Annotated in this window: 18 protein-coding genes; 11 read left to right on the forward strand and 7 right to left on the reverse strand. The window is 62.3% G+C overall.

The annotated features are described in order from the left end of the window. Positions 1-580 precede the first annotated feature (580 nt). Both JQ575_RS27820 and JQ575_RS27825 read left to right on the forward strand, forming a co-directional pair. On the forward strand, positions 581-1,303 hold the full coding sequence (locus tag JQ575_RS27820; RefSeq protein WP_212036409.1) for a DNA-3-methyladenine glycosylase I: 723 nt from the start codon (positions 581-583) through the stop codon (positions 1,301-1,303). 57 nt (positions 1,304-1,360) lie between these two features. After that, positions 1,361-1,618 (forward strand): DUF3551 domain-containing protein, encoded by a 258-nt coding sequence (locus JQ575_RS27825; protein WP_212036411.1) that lies wholly within the window; start codon positions 1,361-1,363, stop codon positions 1,616-1,618. Positions 1,619-1,643: 25 nt separating this feature from the next. Here JQ575_RS27825 and JQ575_RS27830 read toward each other — a convergent pair whose 3' ends face one another. The 5 genes from JQ575_RS27830 to JQ575_RS46180 form a co-directional block, all read right to left on the reverse strand. Next, on the reverse strand, positions 1,644-3,992 hold the full coding sequence (locus JQ575_RS27830) for a mechanosensitive ion channel domain-containing protein (RefSeq protein ID WP_212036412.1): 2,349 nt from the start codon (positions 3,990-3,992) through the stop codon (positions 1,644-1,646). 194 nt (positions 3,993-4,186) lie between these two features. Then, positions 4,187-4,378: a hypothetical protein gene (locus JQ575_RS27835; protein ID WP_212036414.1), complete on the reverse strand. Its 192-nt coding sequence runs from the start codon at positions 4,376-4,378 to the stop codon at positions 4,187-4,189. Positions 4,379-4,382: 4 nt separating this feature from the next. Further along, entirely contained in the window at positions 4,383-5,552 is a 1,170-nt protein-coding gene (locus tag JQ575_RS27840) for a PepSY domain-containing protein (protein ID WP_212036415.1), read from the reverse strand. Between the two features lie 67 nt (positions 5,553-5,619). Further along, positions 5,620-8,025, reverse strand: a complete 2,406-nt coding sequence (locus JQ575_RS27845) for a TonB-dependent siderophore receptor (protein WP_212036416.1) — start codon at positions 8,023-8,025, stop codon at positions 5,620-5,622. A 203-nt stretch (positions 8,026-8,228) separates the two neighbouring features. Next, entirely contained in the window at positions 8,229-9,191 is a 963-nt protein-coding gene (locus JQ575_RS46180) for a helix-turn-helix domain-containing protein (protein ID WP_212036417.1), read from the reverse strand. 295 nt (positions 9,192-9,486) lie between these two features. Here JQ575_RS46180 and JQ575_RS27855 point away from each other — a divergent pair, with 295 nt between their 5' ends. Then, positions 9,487-10,920, forward strand: a complete 1,434-nt coding sequence (locus JQ575_RS27855; RefSeq protein ID WP_212036418.1) for an alpha/beta fold hydrolase — start codon at positions 9,487-9,489, stop codon at positions 10,918-10,920. A 104-nt stretch (positions 10,921-11,024) separates the two neighbouring features. On the opposite strand, the gene JQ575_RS27860 is transcribed toward JQ575_RS27855, so the two are convergent. Further along, complete coding sequence (locus tag JQ575_RS27860; RefSeq protein WP_212036419.1) at positions 11,025-11,663, reverse strand: GntR family transcriptional regulator; 639 nt, start codon at positions 11,661-11,663, stop codon at positions 11,025-11,027. Positions 11,664-11,824: 161 nt separating this feature from the next. Here JQ575_RS27860 and JQ575_RS27865 point away from each other — a divergent pair, with 161 nt between their 5' ends. The 6 genes from JQ575_RS27865 to JQ575_RS27890 all read left to right on the forward strand — a co-directional run bounded on the left by JQ575_RS27865 (position 11,825) and on the right by JQ575_RS27890 (position 17,977). Continuing rightward, complete coding sequence (locus tag JQ575_RS27865; RefSeq protein WP_212036420.1) at positions 11,825-12,616, forward strand: enoyl-CoA hydratase/isomerase family protein; 792 nt, start codon at positions 11,825-11,827, stop codon at positions 12,614-12,616. Between the two features lie 32 nt (positions 12,617-12,648). Continuing rightward, on the forward strand, positions 12,649-13,869 hold the full coding sequence (locus JQ575_RS27870) for a CaiB/BaiF CoA-transferase family protein (protein ID WP_212036421.1): 1,221 nt from the start codon (positions 12,649-12,651) through the stop codon (positions 13,867-13,869). A gap of 62 nt (positions 13,870-13,931) precedes the next feature. Further along, complete coding sequence (locus JQ575_RS27875; RefSeq protein ID WP_212036422.1) at positions 13,932-14,936, forward strand: tripartite tricarboxylate transporter substrate binding protein; 1,005 nt, start codon at positions 13,932-13,934, stop codon at positions 14,934-14,936. A gap of 10 nt (positions 14,937-14,946) precedes the next feature. Then, positions 14,947-15,414 carry a tripartite tricarboxylate transporter TctB family protein gene (locus tag JQ575_RS27880; RefSeq protein WP_212036423.1) on the forward strand — a complete coding sequence of 156 codons (468 nt, stop codon included), beginning with the start codon at positions 14,947-14,949 and terminating at the stop codon, positions 15,412-15,414. A gap of 12 nt (positions 15,415-15,426) precedes the next feature. Further along, complete coding sequence (locus tag JQ575_RS27885) at positions 15,427-16,935, forward strand: tripartite tricarboxylate transporter permease (RefSeq protein ID WP_212036424.1); 1,509 nt, start codon at positions 15,427-15,429, stop codon at positions 16,933-16,935. Between the two features lie 40 nt (positions 16,936-16,975). Beyond that, positions 16,976-17,977, forward strand: coding sequence for a 4-hydroxythreonine-4-phosphate dehydrogenase PdxA (locus tag JQ575_RS27890; RefSeq protein ID WP_212036425.1), 1,002 nt, complete (start codon positions 16,976-16,978; stop codon positions 17,975-17,977). 43 nt (positions 17,978-18,020) lie between these two features. On the opposite strand, the gene JQ575_RS27895 is transcribed toward JQ575_RS27890, so the two are convergent. Then, positions 18,021-18,725, reverse strand: a complete 705-nt coding sequence (locus JQ575_RS27895; RefSeq protein ID WP_212036486.1) for a GntR family transcriptional regulator — start codon at positions 18,723-18,725, stop codon at positions 18,021-18,023. Positions 18,726-18,962: 237 nt separating this feature from the next. Between JQ575_RS27895 and JQ575_RS27900 the strand changes: the two genes are divergently transcribed. After that, positions 18,963-19,859, forward strand: coding sequence for a VOC family protein (locus tag JQ575_RS27900; RefSeq protein ID WP_212036426.1), 897 nt, complete (start codon positions 18,963-18,965; stop codon positions 19,857-19,859). A 43-nt stretch (positions 19,860-19,902) separates the two neighbouring features. Continuing rightward, on the forward strand, positions 19,903-21,489 hold the full coding sequence (locus JQ575_RS27905) for a bifunctional 3-(3-hydroxy-phenyl)propionate/3-hydroxycinnamic acid hydroxylase (RefSeq protein ID WP_212036427.1): 1,587 nt from the start codon (positions 19,903-19,905) through the stop codon (positions 21,487-21,489). The last annotated feature ends 32 nt before the right edge of the window (positions 21,490-21,521 follow it).

Below are 21,521 nucleotides of genomic sequence, written 5' to 3' on the forward strand. Positions count from 1 at the left end.
CTTCCCTGCGCAATGGCTTTACGGCTTATGCCGTGATCTCCCCGGAGACGAGTTCTTGGTTGACTCCGTCGCTGCCGGTTCAGCTCGCGCTTCTCCGGCAACTTGACACCTGCAACGGGCGCCAGGACCACACGGTTTTGCCGTACGCTTATCCACGCCGTCGTCGAGGCGTAGACCAGCGTCCACCGCAACCCGTCCAACGTCCGTGACGACGGCCGACGCCCTCTGAGTGGGACGGGATGGCGATAGATGCGCACTGATTTGGGCGGGACGACAACAGGAATATTTTGATTTACAGAAATTTTCTTCTTGACACGATTTCTGAAACTCAGAATCGGTTTGCCCGTCGCGCCAATTTGTCGCGCTCTATCCGTTCCCTCTCCCCTTGCGGGAGAGGGTCAGGGAGAGGGGTGGCGTCATCGGGACTGCCCGTGTGAACCCCTCTCCCCAACCCTCCCCGACCATTCGTGTGGCGCAAGCTCGGCATCATTGCGTAGGATGGATGCGCATCAATTGGCCGCTGCACTCGACTCATCCCAAGTGCAGCGCCAGAGGCCGAGACAGCCCGCAGGAATTCCGCATGACCATTTCATTCAAAACCATTCGCGCGCGCGCCGAGAAGCGCAAGGGTGGGCCGAAGGCGCTGCAAAAGCTGCTGCCGCCGAAGCCGGAGGCGAAGGCGCTCGCCAAACTTGGCGACGACCGCATTCTCGCCGAGATGACCAAGCGGGTGTTTTCGGCCGGCTTTGCCTGGAGCGTGATCGAGAACAAATGGCCGGGCTTCGAGAAGGCGTTTCTCGGCTTCAAGCCCGGGCCGCTGACGCTGCAGGCGGATGAATTCTGGGACGGGCTGATGAAAGACACGCGCATCGTGCGCAACGGCGCCAAGATCATGTCGGTGCGATCAAATGCGAGTTTCGTGCGCGAGATTGCCGGGGAGCACGGCAGCTTCGGCAGGTTTCTTTCGAACTGGCCCTCCTCCGACCAGGTCGGACTACTCGACCTGCTGGCCAAGCGCGGCAGCCGGCTCGGCGGCAACACCGGGCAGATGATGCTGCGCTTTCTCGGCTTCGACGGCTTCGTCACCTCAAAGGACATGGTGGCGTGCCTGCGCGACGCCGGCCTCGATATCGCGGAGACGGTGACCTCGAAGCGCGACCTTGCCAAGGTGCAGGCGCAGTTCAACGCCTGGGTCGAGGAAACCGGCCTGCCTTACGTGCAGCTCTCACGCATCTGCGCGATGTCGGCGGGAGAGAATTACAGCAACGAGACGCTGGCGCCGTTTTTGGGTGGCGAGGAATGAGGGCCTGATGTTGGGGTTCCCGTGATCGAGAAGCTGCCTGCAGAAAGGAAGCAGCCCATGCGCATTCCCGCTTTGACTATCGTGGGCGTCGCGGCACTTTTGACCGCAGCGCCTGTTCGGGCGCAGACCTATGATCCGGCCTACCCGATCTGCATCCAGACCTACAGCCACAACGGCAGCGCCATCATATGCCGTTTTACCTCGATGGCGCAGTGCGCCGCGACGGCATCGGGGCGCGCGGCCCAGTGCATCACCAATCCATACTATGGTGGTGCAAGGGCGACTGCGGGACGGCGACCGCGCGGGGTGTATTAGTACGGCCTAACATTGATCGTCACCATCAGCCCGCCGCGCGTCGGGGCATCGCTTCCGGCTTCGCTTCCGAGGGCTGCGGGATCTGCATCAGGATGGTTTGCCCCGCGGAGGCGATTTCGATTCCGGCGTCCTGGAATTTCTGCTTCATGCGCCGGTTGAACTCGCGCTGCACCGGCCAGCGCCCGCTGTCGGTGCAGCGGATCTGGCCGACGATCGAGACCATCGAGCCGTCGACCTTGTCGACGCCCCACAATTCGAGATCGCCGCGGATCGCGTGGCGGTAGGCGTCCTCGCGCCGCATTTCGGCGACGATGTCCTTGAGGATCTGTCCGGCGCGGTCGGTGTCTTCCTTGTAGGAAACATTGACGCTGACGGACGCATTGCCGGCGCCGCGGCTCGAATTGGTCAGCGTCGTCACCGCGCTGAAGGGAACGATGTGCACCGAACCGTCGCCGGCGCGCAGCCTGATGGTGCGGATCGAGACATTCTCGACCGTCCCTGATAGCCCGGACACCGTGACGTTGTCGCCGACCTGGACGGTGTTTTCCAGCAGCAGAAACAGCCCGGTGATGAGATCCTGCACCAGCTTCTGCGAACCGAAGCCGATGGCGATGCCGACGATGCCGGCGCCGGCCAGCAGCGGCGCAACGTTGACGCCGATTTCGCTGAGCGTGGTCAGACCGACCACCGTGACGATCAGGCACAGCAGCGCCGTCCGCAACATCGGCTGGAACGTGCGCAGCCGCGCCGCGCGCGCGTAATGCCCCTCGCGCGACAGCGCATTGACCTGGCGATCCATCAGCGCGTTGCTGATCTCCCAGATCGCGGCGGCCGCAAGCGCGGCGATGCCGATCGTCACCACCGCCGACAGCAGCCGGCTGCCGATCTGCCCGCCGTAGAACCATACGATGGCGTCGATGCCCCATACTTCGAGCAATACGACGAAGCCTATGAAGGCGATGACCGAAGCGACGATCTTGCGCAGCAGCGGCAGATAGCGATTGGCGCGGGTCTCCAGACCCGGAAAGCGCTGCAGAATTTCGGGGCGGATGCGGAAGCCGCGATCGATCAGGCTCAGCACCACGATGATCGCGAGCCGTGCGATCAGGATGACGGCGATGCCGCCGACAAAATACTGCAACAGCAGCGAATAGCCGTTGCGGATGTGCAGTGCCCACACCGTCCAGAGCGCAAGGTCGAGCGCGATCGCGGGATAGTGCCACACGCCGGCAATGCGGTTGCGTATCTGGGCGGCGGCGCCCGTGCGACCGTGCGGCGCGCGAATGGCGTCGGCGATCGGGCGGCGGCATTGCAGGATGATGACGACAATGAAGAGATGCACGACCAGCATCACCAGGCGCAGCAGCGCGGCATAGCCGCCACGGCTCAGCCCGAGCAGCAGCGCCACGTTTGCAAAGGCGATGCCGGATACGCCGACCGCGACGATGCGCCGGACCCAGATCTCGATATAGGCCGCGGTCTCGGCGCGGACCCGGAACAGGCCGTACGGCCCGGCCAGCGCCCGCGCGGCGCAGATCAGCGCGCGCGACAGCGCATAGCCATTGACGACCGCCTGGATGGCAAGCCGGACCGTCGGGCGATCGCCGATCTCGGTGCTCAGCAGCATGGTGGAAACGCCGACGAAGACCAGCACCGGCAGCAGTTCGAGCGCGAGCCGCCCCAGCACGAACGGCAACCTGATCAGCGATTGCCAGGCCCGCGCCAGGCTAAGACGCCGCCGGTGCAACGCCGGCTCGACGGTGACGTCAGCGGCGGAGGACGGCGGATCGACCATTGCCAGCGTCTGCGCCGGCGCGCGCGCGGTTTGCGGCAGGCGCGCTTCCAACAGCGCCACCGGCCGCTTGATCAGGCGGAACATCAGCCATTCGGCGGCGAAGGCGCAGCCGAACACCAGCGCCAGCTTCCATGCGATGTCGAAGATCTGGCCGTAAGCCGCGGGATCGTTGACGGTTCGCAGGAACCAATAATAGAACGCCGGAAAATGCGTCACCGACCGCACCAGATAGGTGACTTCGCGCGAAATATCGCCGACCTGTTCGGAGACCGTCAGCAGCAATTGCGCGCCAAGACTATCCGCGGTGAGCGGGATGGCCGGCTTCGCTTCGGGCGTCGGCTCGGCGGCCTGCGGCGATGAAGACGCACCCGCAATCGCCCGCAGCGTGTCGATCATCTGCGCGCGCTTCTTGTCGTCCTGCAACGTCTCCAGCGCCCGCCTCGCCTGATCAGGCGTCAGCGCAGCGGCGTTGTTGGTTGCCGGGGCAGCGGCGGGCGGCGCCGCATTGGTCTGCGCAAGCGCGGGGAACGCAAACAGCGCACAAGCAAGCAGGAGCGAGGGCAGGAATTTGTGCGACATCGAGGCCCCTTTTAAATGCGCACGACGGCAAAACCGGAACCGGTTTGCCGCCGCGCCAGCGTCATGTCGGAGAGCCCCTTTTCGCCGCCATCATGTGTCGGAAGTTTGCCAGCGAGACGACTTTCTCTTGGCATTTGCTGTTGGCATTGCTCTCGGCATTTCTTGCATGCCACGTCACACAAATGTCGCAGCAATTAATCGCGCGACGTCGCCTGTCTGCGGATGGTGAAGAAAAAATACATTAGGACCGGCAAGGACAGCGAAGTCCATGACAGGCCGTCCCACCAGCCGTCACCGACAAGGGCCGCGACGAGGCCCACGGTGGAGAGGATGCCGATCAGTATAGGCAGCGCAAAGATTTGCCGCAGGTTGCGATGATTTCTCAAGCGATCACCGCGACAGCAAGGGCGTATCGATGGCGGAACCCTGCGCGATGGCGCGATCGACGCTGACGCCGGTCTTGCGCCGACGCACCCAGAGATAGACTCCGGTTCCGAGCACGATGATCGTCAGCACGTCGAGCAGCGCCCAGAGAATCTTCAGCGGCATGCCGCCATAGTCGCCAAAATGCAGCGGCTGCGAAATGAACAGCGTGGTGACATACCACGGCATGTCGCGGCTGTCGGTCAGCTTGCCGGTTTCCGCATCGATCAGCGCCGGCTTGAGCAGGCGCGAGGTCACCGGCGTGTCGCCCTTCAGAAAGACGGCATAGTGGCTCTTGCTGCTGAACAGCGTTCCGGGGAACGCGACAAAGCTCGGCGTCATGCCCGGCACCGCGTCCGTCGCGACGGTCACGGCCGATTGCAGCGAGGTTAGCCTCGTGGGCGGCGCGCGATCCTTGTATTGCGACGTCATCTCGGCGAGCTGGCCGTATTGCCACATCTTCAGGACGAGATCCGCCCAGGTGTTGATCACGCCGGTGAAGCCGACCACGAGCGTCCACATCACAAGCAGAATGCCCGCCAGATTGTGGATGTCGAGCCAGCGCACGATGCGCGGGCGCTGGCTGCGGTAGGTGCCGAAGTCCAGCTTCCGCATCGACGGCGCATAGACCACGATGCCCGAGATGATGGCGACACAGAACAGAATTCCCATCAGGCCAAGGAAAAGCTTGCCCGGCAGACCCGCAAACATGTCGGTGTGCAGCTTCAGCATGATGTAGGTGAAGCGGCCGGTGACGTCGGGCGAATCGAGATAGGCGCCGGTGTGCGAATCCATCCGGACGAAGCGGTTGTTGGTCGGGTCTGACGTGAGGGACTCGCCCACGCTGACGAACATCGCGTTGGGATCGTCGCGGTCCCAGATCAGGAAATGCGGCACCGGCATGTTCTTCGGTGCATTCGCCATCGCGTTGGCGAGCAGCTTGTCCAGATCGGCGAACGGTGTGCCGGGCGCGACCTCGGCCGGCTTCACCTCGCTGTGCAGGAGCTCGTCGATCTCATGATGAAAGATCAGCGGCAGGCCGGTGATGCACAGCATGAGCATGAAAATCGTGCAGATGAGGCTCGTCCATTTATGGACGGCGCCCCATCTGCGAAGGGATCGTGTCGCCGGCGTCAATTGACTCTTCCTCCGTCCCGATAGGGTGCCGGTGCCATTCACACCTCCGGCATCCCGACATCCGAACTCAATACTTCGTCACAAGCGCTGGCGGCTTTGCGGTTTCGCCCCAGCGATAGGTCAGTGTCGCGAGGACGGTGCGGGGCTGACCCAGCGCGCAGAAAGCAAGGCCGGTGAAGCAATTCGTCACGTGATATTTGTCGGTGATGTTGATGGCGTTGACCCGCAGATGAAGACCACGCCAATCACGGTTCAGATAGCTGAAATCGTACGTCAGCACCGCATCGAACAGCGTATAGCCGGGGACCCTGATCAGGTTGGCGTCGTCGCCGAACAAGCTCCCCGTGTATCGGACGCCCCCTCCCAAACCAAGGCCGGCGACCGGTCCCCCGGTAAACTTGTAGAGGCCCCACAGGAATGCACTATCGCGATTCACGCTCGCAACATCTTTGCCGATGATGGCAGGATTTACGTGATCCTCCACGATCGGTATGAGATGGGAACCGCCGGCAATGATGTCGAAATTGTCCGTAACGCTCGCGCGGAAGTCGGCTTCCACCCCTTTGACGCGGATTGCGCCCACCTGGAACGGAACAAATGTCGGCGTGTTCACCACGACATTCTTCTGGGTCATGTCAAAGATCGCAGCCGTGAACAGCATACTGGTGCCGGGTGGGGCGAATTTGATGCCCGCCTCTATACCCTCGCCCGTCGTGGGCTTGAAGGGTTGTCCCGTTGCCGAAACAAGCGACAGTCCTGCGACCGGCTCGAACGACGTGGAATAGCTGATGTAGGGAGCCAGGCCGATATCGAACACGTAGTTGAGGCCAACCCTTCCGGTGAACGCGGAATCATCCTGCGGGACAATCTGATTGGCCAGCCTGTTGGTCGTCTCGGCAGTCGCACGGTCATGACGTCCCGTCAGCACCAGATTCCAGCGATCCAGCTTGATCTGGTCCTGAATGTAGACGCCCATCTGGTCCTTGCTTGTCGACGTATTGATGAACGGGATCAGCCCGGCCTTGGTCGGCAGCGGCGTTGCATTATAGACCGGATTGTAGACATCGATCGGGAAGCCGGGGAAGGTCCCGCGGTAGTCCGTATCGATCGAGGTTTTCTGGTAGTCCAGGCCGGCCAATACCTTGTGACGCAGCCAGCCCGTGTTGAAATCCGCCTGCAGCTGGTTGTCGATCGCGAAGTTCTTCGTGCTGCCGCCAACAAAATTCGCATCGCGCAAGGTGATGCGTTGCGCCGGATCGAAAGCACCCGCGCAGGCGGGATGGCCGCCCGCCACAGGGCAAAGCGTTCCGGCATTGCGCATCGAAAACATATCAATATCGACCGACGCCACCCGCATGTTCTGGCGGAACTCGAGGGCCTCGTTGAAGCGATGCTTGAACTCGTAGCCGATCATGGCCTGGTCGTACCCGATCCGGTCGAACGCCGGTTCGCCGGTGTACCTACTGACGGGAATTCGACCGTTGGGGTTGGCGAGGAGCGTACCGTACGCCGGCAGGTATTGATGGACCTGGCCGTTAAGGCGGTCGCGCTGCGCGCTGGCCAGCACGGTGAGGCTGGTGTCGGTGGTCGGCTGCCACGTGAAGCTCGGCGCTATGAAATAGCGCTGCTCCTTGTTCATGTCGACAAACGTGTCGCTTTCGCGCGCCAGGCCGACGAAGCGATAGAGAAACTCGCGATTCTTGTCGATCGGACCGGAGACATCGAAGGCCCCCTGAATCCGATTGAAGCTGCCTGTCTGTGCCTCTACCTCGCCGCGCTGCTCAGTGGTCGGGCGCTTGCTCACCATGTTGAGAATGCCGCCGGGAGACGCCTGGCCGTAAATGCCTGATGCGGGTCCTTTGAGAACCTCGATTCGTTCGAGCCCGTACGGCTCTGTCCTTGGCTGAGCGAACTGGATCGTCGTATCGTAAGGCAGGCGCAGGCCGTCAAGATAACGCGGTGCGATAAAGCCGCGGACCCTGACCTCGGTGTCGAACACGGACGCCGCGCCGTACAAACTGCCCTGCGTGCCCGATGTATACCGAATGGCCTCTGCGACGCTCTGCGCGCCCTGCTGCTCGATCTGCTGCCTGGGTATGACATTGATGGATTGCGGCGTTTCGAGAATCGGCGTGTCGGTCTTGGTTCCGGTTGCGCTCTGCCGCGCGACAATCCCGTTAACCGGGCCGTTGGCGCGCTCTCTCGCGGGGCCGCCACCGGCGGCCTGTTCCACCACCTGCTGCCGGACGGGTGCCGCGACCTGCCTGGTCGCGCGTTGCGACCTTGCGGCCCTTCTCGCCGGCTGGGTTGGACGTGCCGCCTGCGGCTTCGGCGCATCGACGGTGACAGGCGGCAAGGTTTGGCCGGTCTGCGCGTGAACCGGCCCGATCTGCATGCTCAACCCGAATACGGTTACGCAGAAAAACGCCTTGGATGCCGCGCCCCACGCCGACGGCTTTACAGAATCACGCATCATCACATCCCCGTTAACTAATCCCCATTCACGAGAGATCAGATTTGATTTTGGGACGCCTTTGCGTATGCGCAAAAAACCTTTGATCGTGCGTCGACACTCTCCAATCTGAATGTGGGAACAATCTGCCCGGCCACGCCGGCGCAGCGATGCCGCTCGCTGCCGCCCATGCGACCCGGTTCCTCCTCAGAAATGCGGTGATGTCAGGACAATCCGTCGCGATGGCAGCTGCTCGGCACGTAGCCAAAATGCCGGCGGAACGCCGTGGAAAAATTCGCCGGGTTGGCGTAGCCGACGGCATAGGCCGCCTCGGTGACCGACAATCCCTGATGCAGCAAGGCTTCGCGCGCCGATTTCAGCCGGCTGGTTCGAAGATATTCCGTTGCGCTGACGCCATAGACCCGATGAAATTGCGCCGTGAACGAACGGCGGCTGACGCCGGCGTGCCTTGCCAGTTCGGCAATCGTCCAGGGATGCCGCAGATCGGATTCGATCAGTTCCCTGACCGCCTGCAGGCGTAAACGCTTATGGTCGGATACCAGACTGACGCCCTCGTTGCCGCGCAGCGCCAGCATGGCTCGGGCCAACATCTCGGTCGCATGCGCCGACAGCAGCAGTTCGGCGGTCCGGCCGTCGGCCACCGGGGAAATCATCTCCATGGCGATCGCCTTGATCCGGGGCGACGCCTTCAGCGAAGCGACGAAGACGTTCTGGTCCCTCGTGTCGAACAGTCCGATGAATTCGTCCATCAGTCCGAGCCGCTCCAGGGACGCGACGGGAAAGGCGACGCCGGCCGCCTGCATGTGCGCGCCGCGCGGCGCATCGCCGTCCCACAGCGTCGGCTCCTTGAGCGCCATGACTACGAGGGAAGCATCCGAATAGCTGATCCAGGTCGTGCCCTTGCGCGCCCGGCCGCTCCCCGCCCCCTTGAGTATCACGGAGACAAAAAGCCCTGCCTTGATGACGCCTTCAGTACGAATCCGGGTGCCCAGCACCATGTTGTTGCGTTGGAAAAGGCAGCCCGGCGTCTCCAGCCACTGCGTGCGGCTGGCAAAATCTTCCACGATCGACCTGTCATTGTCATCGGGATCGACGATGCGGAACTGCTCGAAAATGTGGTCGTAGATATGCGGCATCAACGCGGTTCGGAAAAGTTCATGCGCCACTATGCAATCCGCCCATATCGCCCTCAAGGCCGATAGCGCGTGTTCAGTTTAGAAGCGCTTGAAAATGGAATCGTTTTAATCAGCTTGCGATGATCGCGCGCGCAGCCGGCGCGCGTCCGCCACTCCGACTTTTCGATATTCCAGAACACCGGCGTCGCCGGGCCGTCGAGGACGCACGCGCCATGCAGCCGACCTTGATCGCCGGCCTCTGCTTACCATTAGCAGCGTCCGCTTCGGCCTTGCCGTCGCCACTGATCGCGGGCAGACTGCCATTGGCAGGAAGACGGGGAACGCCATGCAGCGCCGACTTGCAGCCATCCTGGCGGCGGATGTGGTTGGTTACAGCCGCCTCATGGGCGCCGATGAGAGAGGGACCCTCACCGCGCTCAAGTCGCACCGCCGCGAACTGGTCGATTCCGGAATTTCAGAACATCACGGCCGCATCGTCAAAACCACGGGTGACGGCATGCTGGTGGAATTCGCCAGCGTTGTGGATGCGGTTGGCTGTGCGGTCGCCATTCAGCGCAAGATGGTCAGCCGCAATTGCGGAATTCCCTCAGAAAAACAAATCATATTCCGAATCGGAATCAACGTCGGCGATATCATCATTGATGGCGACGATATTTTTGGCGACGGCGTCAATATCGCGGCTCGGCTGGAAACGCTCTGCGAGCCCGGCGGCGTTTGTATTTCCAGGGCGGCGAACGACCAGATCAGGGACAAGCTTTCGATGGCTTTCGCTGATCTGGGCGAGCAAACCGTCAAGAACATCTCGCGCGCGGTCGGCGTATTCGGGCTTACCGCCAAGGATATCGAAGGCATTCCGGATTCCGCCATTCTCTCATCTACTGAAGACACCCTGACAGCAACCATCCAGTACAAACAGGAAATACATTTCTGCCAGACCGCAGATGGTGTGCAGCTTGCCTATGCCCGGATAGGCCAGGGTTTCCCGCTCGTCAAAACCGGCCATTGGATGACCCATATCGAATTTGATTTCGAAGGTCCGATCTGGCGATATCTCTACCGGGAATTGTCGCACGATCACACCTTCATCCGATACGACGCCCGGGGCAACGGGCTATCGGATCGCGAAGTCCCGGAAGTCACTTTTGAAAAATTTGTCGGCGATCTCGAAACGGTCGTCGATGCCGCCGGCATCGATCGGTTCGCGCTTCTCGGCATATCGCAGGGTTGCGCGGTTTCAATCGCTTACGCGAACCGGCATCCTCAGCGCGTTTCGCATCTGATCCTGCTGGGAGGCTATGCCGTCGGCTGGAAGAAACGTGCCAGAACCGAGGCCGAGAAGGAGGCGGGCGAAGCGATGCTCACCCTCATGCGCCTTGGATGGGGCCAGGAAAATCCGGCGTTTAGACAAATGTTCACCTCCCAATTCATTCCGGACGCCAACAAGGAGCAGGCCGACTGGTTCAACGAGCTGCAACGAATTTCGAGCTCGCCCAACGACGCGGCGCGCAATCTCCTGGCGAATGGCGAGGTCGATGTGAGTTCGCTGCTATCGCAGGTCAAGGTACCGACGCTCGTCATGCATGCCCGTCAAGATTCCAGGGTACCGTTTGAATCGGGCAGACGGTTGGCCGCAGGCATCCCGGGCGCTCGCTTCGTTCCGCTTGAGAGCCGCAACCATGTGATGCTGGAAGGCGAACCGGGACTTGCCCACTTCCTTGACGAGCTACGTTCATTTCTCGCTACCGATGTCGGGCACTAACACGCGGCTTCCGCCATTGGCCCATAGCTGGCGCTGGCGCCACAAGGAACATCGGGGGCTCCGGCCAGAGATAAATCCGACACGGGCCCTTGCAAATTCCACGATCATTCGCCCTCGGCGAAGCCGGCCCGAACGACTTCCTCGCGCTTGCGCCGCAGATGGTTACGCAGGATATGGGCGAGCCCGCCGGCGTCGCGCCGCTGCAGCGCGTTCAGGATTCCTTCGTGCTCCTGGATGGCGAGCGTCCAATGCTCAGGCGACATCGGCGTGATGAACCGTGCCCGCCGTATCCGTGCGGCAATCGACTCATAGAAGCCGGCAAGCACCGCGTTATCGGCCGCGCGAACGATTGCCTCGTGGATCAACCGGTTGCAACGATAGTACGACAGCAGATCCTGCGCGCGATAATGTTCGACCATGCTGGCCTGCAGCTCGGCAATTTCGCGCAGTTGCGCGTCCGAAATGCGCGGACATGCCAGCTCACCGGCCGCCGCCTCGAGCGCCTCGCAGACTTCAAACAGTTCCTTGACGTCCTTCCGGGTGAGCTTGGCGGCACGCGAGCCGCGATTGGGCAGCAGCACCACAAGCCCTTCGGCCGCGAGCACCTTGAGCGCCTCGCGTAGCGGCGTCCGCGATATCGCGAACGACGCGCACAGTTCGCGCTCCGGAATGCGCGCCCCCGGCGGGATTTCGCCCTCCGTCAAGACGTGCCTGAGGCGGGAAACCACCTCGTCATGCATCATATCGAGGTTCTCCTCGGCGACTCGATGGAACCATTTTGAATGCAAAAGTGATCGGCACCAAGCAAATTCGACCAGAATCCTGTTGCATTAGACAGTTTTTGCATTCAAAAATGCCTCCGCAGCTCAAACTGAGGTTCCATCCTGAGGGGTCTGTCAAGAAAATGAATGAAAACGTCACCCCCGACACAGACCTGCTTTACGAGGTCCGCGACGGCATCGGCCGGATCATCTTCAACCGGCCGCAGGCGAGAAACTCGCTGACCTTCGGCATGTATGAGCGGCTGGCCGCAATCTGCGAAGCCGCCGCCGACGACCGCAGCCTCAAGGTGCTGGTCCTCAGCGGCGCGGGCGACAAGGCGTTCGCGGCCGGCACCGACATCAACCAGTTTCGCGCGTTCAAGACTCCGCAAGACGCCATCGGCTACGAAGCCAGGATCGACCGCGTGCTGACCACGCTCGAACAATGCCAGGTGCCGACCATTGCGGCGATCAACGGCGCGTGCACCGGCGGCGGCGCCGCGATCGCCGCATGCTGCGATCTGCGCATCGGCACCAGGACCGCGAAATTCGGGTTTCCGATCGCGCGCACACTCGGCAACTGCCTGTCGGCATCCAGCATCGGCCGGCTCTCGGGCCTGATCGGGGCGACGCGGCTCAAGGAGATCATTTTCACCGCGCGGCTGATCGAGGCTGAAGAGGCCGCCGGCATCGCCCTGCTGCACGAGGTCGTGGAGGATCTTTCCGCCCTCGAACGGCGGGCCGATGAACTGGCGCGGCTTGTCGCTGGTCATGCGCCGTTGACGCTGCGGGCCACCAAGCAGGCGCTGCTTCGCGCGCAGCCGAAGCCGGCCGAAGACGAGGACCTGATCCTGATGTGTTACCAAAGCCGGGATTTCCGCGAAGGCATGGACGCGTTCCTGGGTAAGCGCCAGCCGCAATGGACTGGTGACTAAGCAACAAGAACAACAACATTGCGGGAGAAACCATGGGCCCCCTGAGTGGATTGAAGGTTGTCGATCTGACGCACGTCATGGCGGGCCCGACCTGCACGCTGATGCTCGCCGACATGGGCGCCGAGGTCATCAAGATCGAAAAGATTCCGGCCGGCGACGACACCCGCTACATGGTTCCTCCCAAAATCGGCGACGTCGCGGCCTCGTTCCTGATGATGAACCGCAACAAGAAGGGCATTGCGCTGGATCTGAAGACAGCGGGCGGCGCAAAGGTGCTGCGGCGCCTGATCGGATCGGCGGACGTGCTGGTTGAGAATTTCGGCCCCGGGGTGATGGACAAGCTCGGTTTCGGGTACGCCGATATCAAGAAGGCGCACCCTGCCCTGATCTACTGCTCGCTATCAGGCTTTGGCCGCACCGGTCCCTACAAGCATCGACGTGGTTTCGATCTGGTGGCGCAGGCGATGAGCGGCATCATGAGCTTCACCGGCGAGCGGCCGGACGGACCGCCGGTCAAATGCGGCGCGCCGCTGTCCGACATCACGGCGGGAATTCTCGCGGCCATGGGCATCCTCGCCGCCTATGCCCACCGTCTCAAAACCGGCGAAGGGCAATGGGTCGAAACCTCCCTGTTCGAGGCAGCCCTCGTTCAGACCTACTGGCAGGCTGCGATTGCGATGGCCACCGGCGTGGCGCCGAAGGCGATGGGTTCGGCCCATCCGCTCAATGCGCCCTACCAGGCGTTCGAAACATCCGACAAATGGATCGTGGTCGGCGGCGCCAACCAGAAAAACTGGATGCGCACGCTCGAAGTGCTTGACGCGACCGAACTGGCGCGGGATCCGCGGTTTGCGACCGGCGCCGATCGAATGGGGCATTTGAAGGAACTGGAAGCCGTGCTCACGGCGCGCTTCAAAACCAAATCCGCCGAATACTGGCTGGCTGCGCTCGAGGAGGCCGGCGTCCCCTGCGGCCCCGTCAACGACATGCTGCAGGCCCTTGCCGACCCGCAAACCATCGCGCGTGAAATGGTGGTCGAGGTCGAGCATTCCACGCTCGGCAGCGTGAAGACGATCGGATTGCCGATCAAGTTCTCGCAGACGCCCGGCAAGGTGCGCTCGGGCGCGCCGCTCTACGGCGAGCATACCAATGCAATCCTGGGCGCTTACGGCTTTGACGCCGACGAAATTGCAGCACTTCACAAGGAGGGCGCGATTGCCGCGCCGGAGTTTGCGAAGGATGAAGTAGGCTGACGCAAAGCCCAGCAAACGCCAAGACCAAGAAAACAAAAATCAGAGATACACGGGAGGACTAGATGTCTCAGAAGCCGACATTCGCTGCGATCGCCTTCGGTCTCGCCATCGGGTTCACGGGAGCGGCGAATGCCGCGTGGCAACCGGCCAAGCCGATCGAATTCATTGCAACGGCAGGCCCGGGCGGCGGCACGGACAATTTCGCGCGTGCGGTCCAGAACATCGTCACCAAGTATAAACTGGTCGAGCAGCCGATCGTCGTCGTCAACAAGGCCGGCGGCAGCGGCGCAGAAGGCTACACCTACACCAAGGCGATGGCGGGCGATCCCTACAAGGTCGTGTTCGGCACATCGAACGCCTGGAACCAGCCGATGGTCTCCAAGGTCGCCTATAATTACACCGACCTGACGCCGATTGCCGCGATGGTGCAGGACGAATTCCTGCTGTGGGTGAAGCAGGACGCGCCCTACCAGAACGTGCAGGATTTTATCAAAGCCGTTGCCGCGAAGCCGCCGGGCGATGTCAAGATGGGCGGCGCGCAGTCAAAGGACACCGACGAGACCCTCACCCGCATGATCGACAAGGCGGCCAAGGTGAAATTCGTCTACATTCCCTTCAAGAGCGGCGCCGAAGCCGCGGTGCAACTGGCCGGCGGCCATATCGACGCCCATGTCAACAATCCCAGCGAAAGCATCGGACAGTGGAAGGGCAGCACGCAGCGCCCGCTATGCGCCTTCAGCCCGCAGCGCCTGCCCGACGGACCCAAGGTCACCGCGACGCAGAACTGGCACGACATCCCGACCTGCGTTGAATCGGGCCTTGCCATTCCGCAGTTCCAGCAACCCCGCACGGTCTGGCTGCCGGGAAAGGTGACATCAGATCAGACCGCCTTCTATGTCGACCTGATGAAGAAGGTGCAGGCCACGCCGGAGTGGAAGGAATATATCGAGCGGACGTCGCAAACCGACACTTTCCTGACCGGTGATGCCTTCAACAAGTTCATCAAGGAAGATATCGAACGCACCCGCAAGGTTGCCGCCGATGAAGGCTGGCTGATCTCCAACTAGAGTTCGGACGATGGTCTCTGGACGCAGCCTGGAAGCGGCGACGGCGCTCATCACCGGGGCGTTCGGCGCAGCCGTGATCGTCTCCAGCCTCGACAACGGTATCGGGTGGTCCGCCGCCGGCGTCGAGTCCGGAACCTTTCCATTGATCGTCGGCCTCGTCATCCTGGCTGGCAGTTTGTTCAATCTCGTGCAGGGATGGTTGCACGCGCGGGCCGTTATTCTCGGGCCAAGCGAATTGAGGCGATTGGCAACTTTGTTCGTCCCGGCCGCGGTGTTTGTCGGGGTCATTCCGCTGATCGGGATGTATCCGGCCGCCGCGCTCTATGTGTTCGGCGCGCTGGCCTGGCACAGGCGCGGATCGCTGTTGCTTGCGGCCATCGCCGCAATCGGCGCAGCGCTGGCGCTCTATCTGATGTTCGAGCTGACGTTCCAGATCTCTTTGCCGCGCGGCGCGCTCGGCACCTTCTTTGGCTTCTAGGGGAGCGCTTCGTTGGAAAATCTCGAAGCTCTCATGCACGGCTTTGGCATCGCGCTGTCAGGCAATCATATTTTCCTGATGGTGATCGGCGTGCTTCTCGGCATTCTCGTTGGCGTGCTGCCCGGCCTCGGCGCGCCCAACGGCGTTTCGCTGCTGCTGCCGCTCACCTTCGGAATGCAGCCGGTATCGGCCATCATCCTGCTCTCGTCGATGTATTGGGGCGCCTTGTTCGGCGGCTCGGTCACATCAATCCTGTTCAACATTCCCGGCGAGCCATCCTCGGTCGCGACCACGTTCGACGGCTATCCGATGGCGCGCGACGGCAGGCCGACCACGGCGCTGGCGACGGCGTTCGGCTCGGCTGCCTTTGGCGCGCTCGCCGGTGTCGTTCTGATTACGCTTGCGGCGTCATGGGTCGCACAAGTGGCGCTGGCCTTCGGGCCGCCGGAATATTTCGCGGTCTATTTTCTGGCGTTTGCGAGTTTCATCGGGATGGGCGGCTCGCCGCCGATCAAGACGCTGGTATCGCTCGCGATCGGCTTCGCCCTGGCGGCCGTCGGGATCGACACTGTGTCCGGCAGCGTGCGGCTCACCATGGGCATCGACGAGATGGTCAAGGGCGTCAGCTTCGTGGTCGCCGTCATGGGCCTGTTCGGGATCGGCGAGTTGATGATTGCCGTGGAAGAGGAATTTCACGTCAAGGCGATCTCCTCCAAGGTGGAGTGGCGCGAAGTCTTCCGCACGCTCGTGGGTCTTCCGAAACATGGCTGGGCGCTGCTGCGCAGCGCGGCGATCGGCTGCTGGATGGGTATCACGCCGGGAGGTCCGACCGCGGCATCGTTCATGAGCTACGGCATCGCCAAGCGTCTTTCGCCCCGGCGCGCGAATTTCGGCAAGGGCGAGCCGGAAGGCATCGTCGCTCCGGAAGCCGCGGATCATGCCGCCGGCACCAGCGCCCTGCTTCCGATGCTGTCGCTGGGCATCCCGGGATCGGCGACCGCAGCCGTCATGATGGGCGGCCTGATGATCTGGGGACTGAACCCCGGACCGATGCTGTTCGTCGAGCAAAAGGACTTCGTCTGGGGACTGATCGCCTCGATGTATCTCGGCAACGTCGTGGCCGTGGTCCTGGTGCTGCTGACGGTGCCGATCTTCGCGGCGCTGATGCGCGTGCCGTTCTTCATCATTGCGCCTGTGATCGTCATCATCTGCACCGTTGGAGCCTATTCGGTTTCCAATTCCTATCTCGACGTCATGTTGATGATGGGGTTCGGCGTGCTCGGATATCTGTTCAAGAAGCTTCATTATCCGCTGGCGCCGCTGGTGCTCGCGATCGTGATTGGCGACAAGGCGGAAGACGCATTTCGCCAATCCATGCTGATGTCGAAGGGCTCGCTCGGAATATTTTTTGCCAAACCGCTGGTGACAACGCTGATCCTGCTTGGCGTGGCGCTGCTGCTGATGCCGACGATCTGGCGAACGATCGGCCGGATGATGCCGCGGTCGGAGGTGAAGCCATGATCGTCGTAGAGAACAATTTGACCGCAGAACGGGGATTCCAATGAGACCGATCATAGCGCTTGCGATGGGTGATCCCGCCGGCATCAGCCCGGAACTGACGGCAAAACTCCTCGCCCTCGATGAGGTCGTCGCCAAGGCCCGGATCGTCGTCATCGGCGACCGCCGCGTCCTCGATGACGGCGCGCGCGTTGCCGCGGTAAAGCTTGACCTGATATCCGCATCGCCCGACGCCGATCTGTCGAAGGAAGAGCTGGCACCGGTTTTCATCGATCTCGGTCATCTCGATCCGGCATCGGTCGCGCGAAGCACCGCGACAGCCGAAGGCGGCCGGTTTGCGCTGACGAATTATCGTCAGGCGCTGACGATGGCGCGCGACGGCCGGGCCGACGCCGTTTGCTTTACGCCATTCAACAAGAATGCCATGCGGCTTGCACATCCCGTCTATGATGACGAGATCAGCTTTTCGGCCGACGTGGTCGGCTTAGACGGCCCGGCAAGCGAATTCAATGTGCTGGATGGGCTTTGGAACGCCCGCGTCACATCGCATATCCCGCTTGCGGAGGTCGCTTCGCATATCACCAGGGAACGCGTCCTGCGTGCGCTGCGGCTAACCGATGCCTCGATGCGGACCGCCGGATTCAAGCGCCCGCGCATCGCGGTCGCCGGCCTCAACCCTCATGCCGGTGATGGCGGGAATTTCGGACGGGAAGAGATCGACGCGATCGGTCCCGCGGTAGAAGAGGCTCGCGCTGACGGGATCGCGACCGAAGGCCCGTTTCCCGCGGATACCGTGTTCCTCCGCGCCAAAGGCGGCGCGTTCGATGCGGTGCTGACGATGTATCATGACCAGGGCCAGATCGCGATGAAGCTGATGGGCTTCGATCGTGGCGTGACGCTGCTGGGCGGCTTTCCGTTTCCGATTTGTACGCCGGCCCACGGAACGGCCTACGACATCGCCGGGAAGGGAATCGCGGGGATCGGCGCCGCACATGCGGCGATCCTGCTTGCGGCGGAAATGGCGCAGAGAAAGCTGCAGGCTTGAGCTTTCAAGCGCGCCAGCGGCCGGTCTGGTCACGACGCGCGGCCTATGCGCGTTCGCCGTCGTTCTGCAATTCCGGGAATATCTTCTGATCCCTCAGGATGACATCAGCCGTTTGCTTGTAGTGCGCCGTAAGCAAGGCCACGGCATCGTCCGCCTGCTTGCTCAATACGGCCGCCATGATCGCCTGATGCTCGTCGCTCACGTGCCTCGATGGAAAGGCCCTTTGGATTGACAGGCGCCGATACCGGTACAGCTGGTCGGCAAGTTGTCCGCAAAATGCGATCAGCGACTGGGAGCCACAATTTCCGATTAGGGTTCTGTGGAAGACGCGATGCAGTCTTTCCCACTCCGGATTGTCTTCGAAATGTTCTGACTTGAGCGAGCGAGGAGTTCTGCTGAGACGATGCTCCGCGAGCAGCAGCACCTCCTCCCATTGCGGCGTCGAGGCCGCCATGGATTCCCGCAGCGCAAGGCTTTCGACCCAGCATCGGGTCTTGGTCAGTTCAATCAGTTCGTTGCGGCTGATGTCCGCGACGTAAAACCCGCGCTGTTCGCGGCATTCGACCAGGCCATCGGCCGTCAGGCGATTGAGCGCCTCGCGCAAAGGCGTCTGGCTGGTCTGATACGTCTCGGTCAGGAAGCGCATCTGCAACTTCCGGCCTGGCTCAAGCCTCCCGGAAAGCAGGTCTTCCCTCAGCCGATCATAGACCGTGCTCGCTTGCGTGCAGGATGGCGTAACCGACGCCAAGCGAAGCGCTGATGTGGTGACCACGCCCAAATTCTCCTTTCGGCCCTCAAACTGGTGGCCTATTCCTCTCTATATACACTTTCTTGAATTTGCACGAAATATATAAATTTTTGTTGCAAAAGACATTTTCTATAGGTTAGGAGTCTCCGATATCCGAGGAAACGAACCGAGCGGGACCGAAAGCCACGCTGCCGCGACAACGATCAACGTTTCCCGGATTTGGGAGCACGCTACGGAATGACCCATTTTCCCGTCACGGCATTGCGCAGCGTCGAGCTCGAAACGCCTGACATCGGCCTGTCGGAGCAGTTCTATACGTCCGTCTGGGGGCTTGATCTGGTGACGCGCCACGAGGGCGTCACTTACTTGCGGGCCAGCGGCACCGATCATCATGTGGTCGGCTTGCGGCAGGGCGATCGCCCTGCGCTCAGGGCTGTCACCTTCCGACTCGATTCCGATGGGGAGTTCGACTCGATCGCTGCGGCATCACAGCAGCAGGGCGCGACGCTGCTCCACGGCCCCGTTCAAAATCCGGGTCCCGATGGCGGGACGATCATGGCCATTCGGGCACCCGGCGGCGGCGTGCTGCGCTTTGTTTCGGGGGACATGCGACACGCCGCAGTTCTTCCATCCCCGAACCGACCCACGCGACTGGCCCACGTCAATCTGAACGCTGCAGATGTAGACGGCTCGGCCGCGTTCTATCAGCGGGCGCTTGGCTTTCGTCTGACGGATCGCACCAAGGCAATGGCGTTCGTCCGCTGCAATGACGACCACCATGCGATCGTCATCGCCGATGCCGCCGTGAACGGCCTCAATCACGTCGCCTTCCTGATGCCGAACCTGGAAGCGGTCATGCGGGGCTCGGGCCGCATGATCGACGCCGGATTTCCTATCGCCTGGGGCGTCGGCCGCCACGGCCCGGGCGACAACGTCTTCGCCTATTTCATCGATCCGGTCGGGATCGTCATCGAATACACCGCCGAAGTTCTGCAGGTCGACGACAATTATGTGGTGCGCGGGCCGTCGGAATGGGTCTGGCCGCCCGGCAGGACCGATCACTGGGGCATCGCCCCTCCCAAGGCCGATCACGTCAAAACGGCTCAGACGGCCGTGCCCTACGCCGATGCTTAACCGCGCGATCCACCTCATCGTAGAATCCCAAGTGGAGTCCTGAGTGACGGTTTCATCGGAGCAACCTAGGAGCGATTACAGCGTTGTCGTGGTCGGTCATGGCCCGTCGGGCGCCATTGCGGCCAGCCTGCTCGGGGACAGGAATATCCGAACGCTCGCGATCGACCGCCAGCGCGACGTCTACGACAAGCCGCGCGCGATCGCGATCGATCATGAGATCCTTCGCCTGCTGGATAACCTCGGCGCCGCAGAGCGTGTGCTGCCCTACATCGCACCGTTTCCTGCCTCGCAGCATTTCGGCGCCAAGGGCCAGCTGATACGCCGGATCGATATGGTTCCCGAACCTTATCCGCTTGGATACACCCCCAGCATGGTGTTCACGCAGCCGCCGGTCGAGGCGGCGCTGCGCGCGCACGCGGCGGCCTATGACAGCGTCGACGTCGAACTCGGAACAGAGCTCATTGGTTTCGATCAAGCGCCTGACCGAGTGACGCTGCATCTGCGTGACGACAAGGGAGCGACGCGCTCCGTCACCGCCGACTATATGATCGCGTGCGACGGCGCCTCGAGCGGAACGCGGCAAGCGCTTGGCATCACCTTCGAAGACCTCGTGTTCGACGAGCCCTGGCTTGTCGTCGATCTCCGGGTCAACAATGCCGCACTCGGAAAACTGCCGGAGACGGCGGCGCAATTCTGCGATCCGTCGCGGCCGACGTCCTTCATCGTCGGCCCCGGCAATCATCGCCGTTTCGAGATCATGCTGCTGCCGGGCGAAGATCCCCGTGAGATGGAAGCACCTGATCAAGTCTGGCGGCTGCTCAGCCGATGGATCACGCCTGATGACGCCGCGCTGTGGCGTGCGGCGAGCTACCGGTTTCATGCGCTGGTTGCGGAGGAGTGGCGGCGGGGCCGCATCTTCCTGGCCGGCGATGCCGCGCATCAGCAGCCGCCGTTCATCGGCCAGGGCATGTGCCAGGGCATTCGCGACGTCGGAAATCTCGTCTGGAAGCTCGATCGCGTCCTGAAGGGACAATCCGGCGCCACGCTGCTCGACACCTATGGCGAGGAGCGAAGCGAGCATGTTCGCCAACTCACCACCCGGATCAAGGCGATCGGGCACGTGATTTGCGAGCGTGATCCCGTCGCTGCCGAGGCGCGCGATATCAGCATCCTTGCCGAAGGCGGCGGGCTTCCCCGCACCTTCACCCGCCAGGAAATTGTTCCGCCGCTTCAGAAAGGCCTGCTGGCGTTCCCGCTGCATCCGGCGCATGGCACGCTGTTTCCGCAGCCCTGGATCAGAACGGCGCAAGGGCGGCGTCTGCTCGACAGCGCCGCAGGAACCGGATGGCGGCTCGTACTGGACCAGCGCAACCCGCCGGATCTGACCGCCGATGTGCGGGCACATCTGACCAGGCTTGGCATGCGACTGATCCGAATCCGTCCTGCTGACACAGCGGATCAGGCCGGGCACGACGCCTTCACTGAACAAGATGGCGTTCTCGCAGCCTGGTTCGACCGCCATGGCTGCCGGGCCGCGATCGTCCGGCCGGACCATTACGTCTTCGGTGTCGCGAACGACGAGAGCGCGCTCAGCAAGATGCTGTCAGAGCTTGCGGGACGACTTCAATGATTTCATCGGGGCTCAAACACTCACACCGTTAC

It is taken from the genome of Bradyrhizobium sp. JYMT SZCCT0428 (genome assembly GCF_018131075.1).
In the GTDB taxonomy this organism is placed as follows: Bacteria; Pseudomonadota; Alphaproteobacteria; order Rhizobiales; family Xanthobacteraceae; genus Bradyrhizobium.

Excerpts from the sequence above, each read along its gene's own strand:
- JQ575_RS27820 (WP_212036409.1), top strand. The coding sequence starts at position 581 with ATGACCATTTCATTCAAAACCATTCGCGCGCGCGCCGAGAAGCGCAAG.
- JQ575_RS27825 (WP_212036411.1), top strand. The coding sequence starts at position 1,361 with ATGCGCATTCCCGCTTTGACTATCGTGGGCGTCGCGGCACTTTTGACC.
- JQ575_RS27830 (WP_212036412.1), bottom strand. The coding sequence starts at position 3,992 with ATGTCGCACAAATTCCTGCCCTCGCTCCTGCTTGCTTGTGCGCTGTTT.
- JQ575_RS27845 (WP_212036416.1), bottom strand. The coding sequence starts at position 8,025 with ATGCGTGATTCTGTAAAGCCGTCGGCGTGGGGCGCGGCATCCAAGGCG.
- JQ575_RS27855 (WP_212036418.1), top strand. The coding sequence starts at position 9,487 with ATGCAGCGCCGACTTGCAGCCATCCTGGCGGCGGATGTGGTTGGTTAC.
- JQ575_RS27860 (WP_212036419.1), bottom strand. The coding sequence starts at position 11,663 with ATGATGCATGACGAGGTGGTTTCCCGCCTCAGGCACGTCTTGACGGAG.
- JQ575_RS27865 (WP_212036420.1), top strand. The coding sequence starts at position 11,825 with ATGAATGAAAACGTCACCCCCGACACAGACCTGCTTTACGAGGTCCGC.
- JQ575_RS27870 (WP_212036421.1), top strand. The coding sequence starts at position 12,649 with ATGGGCCCCCTGAGTGGATTGAAGGTTGTCGATCTGACGCACGTCATG.
- JQ575_RS27875 (WP_212036422.1), top strand. The coding sequence starts at position 13,932 with ATGTCTCAGAAGCCGACATTCGCTGCGATCGCCTTCGGTCTCGCCATC.
- JQ575_RS27880 (WP_212036423.1), top strand. The coding sequence starts at position 14,947 with ATGGTCTCTGGACGCAGCCTGGAAGCGGCGACGGCGCTCATCACCGGG.
- JQ575_RS27890 (WP_212036425.1), top strand. The coding sequence starts at position 16,976 with ATGAGACCGATCATAGCGCTTGCGATGGGTGATCCCGCCGGCATCAGC.
- JQ575_RS27900 (WP_212036426.1), top strand. The coding sequence starts at position 18,963 with ATGACCCATTTTCCCGTCACGGCATTGCGCAGCGTCGAGCTCGAAACG.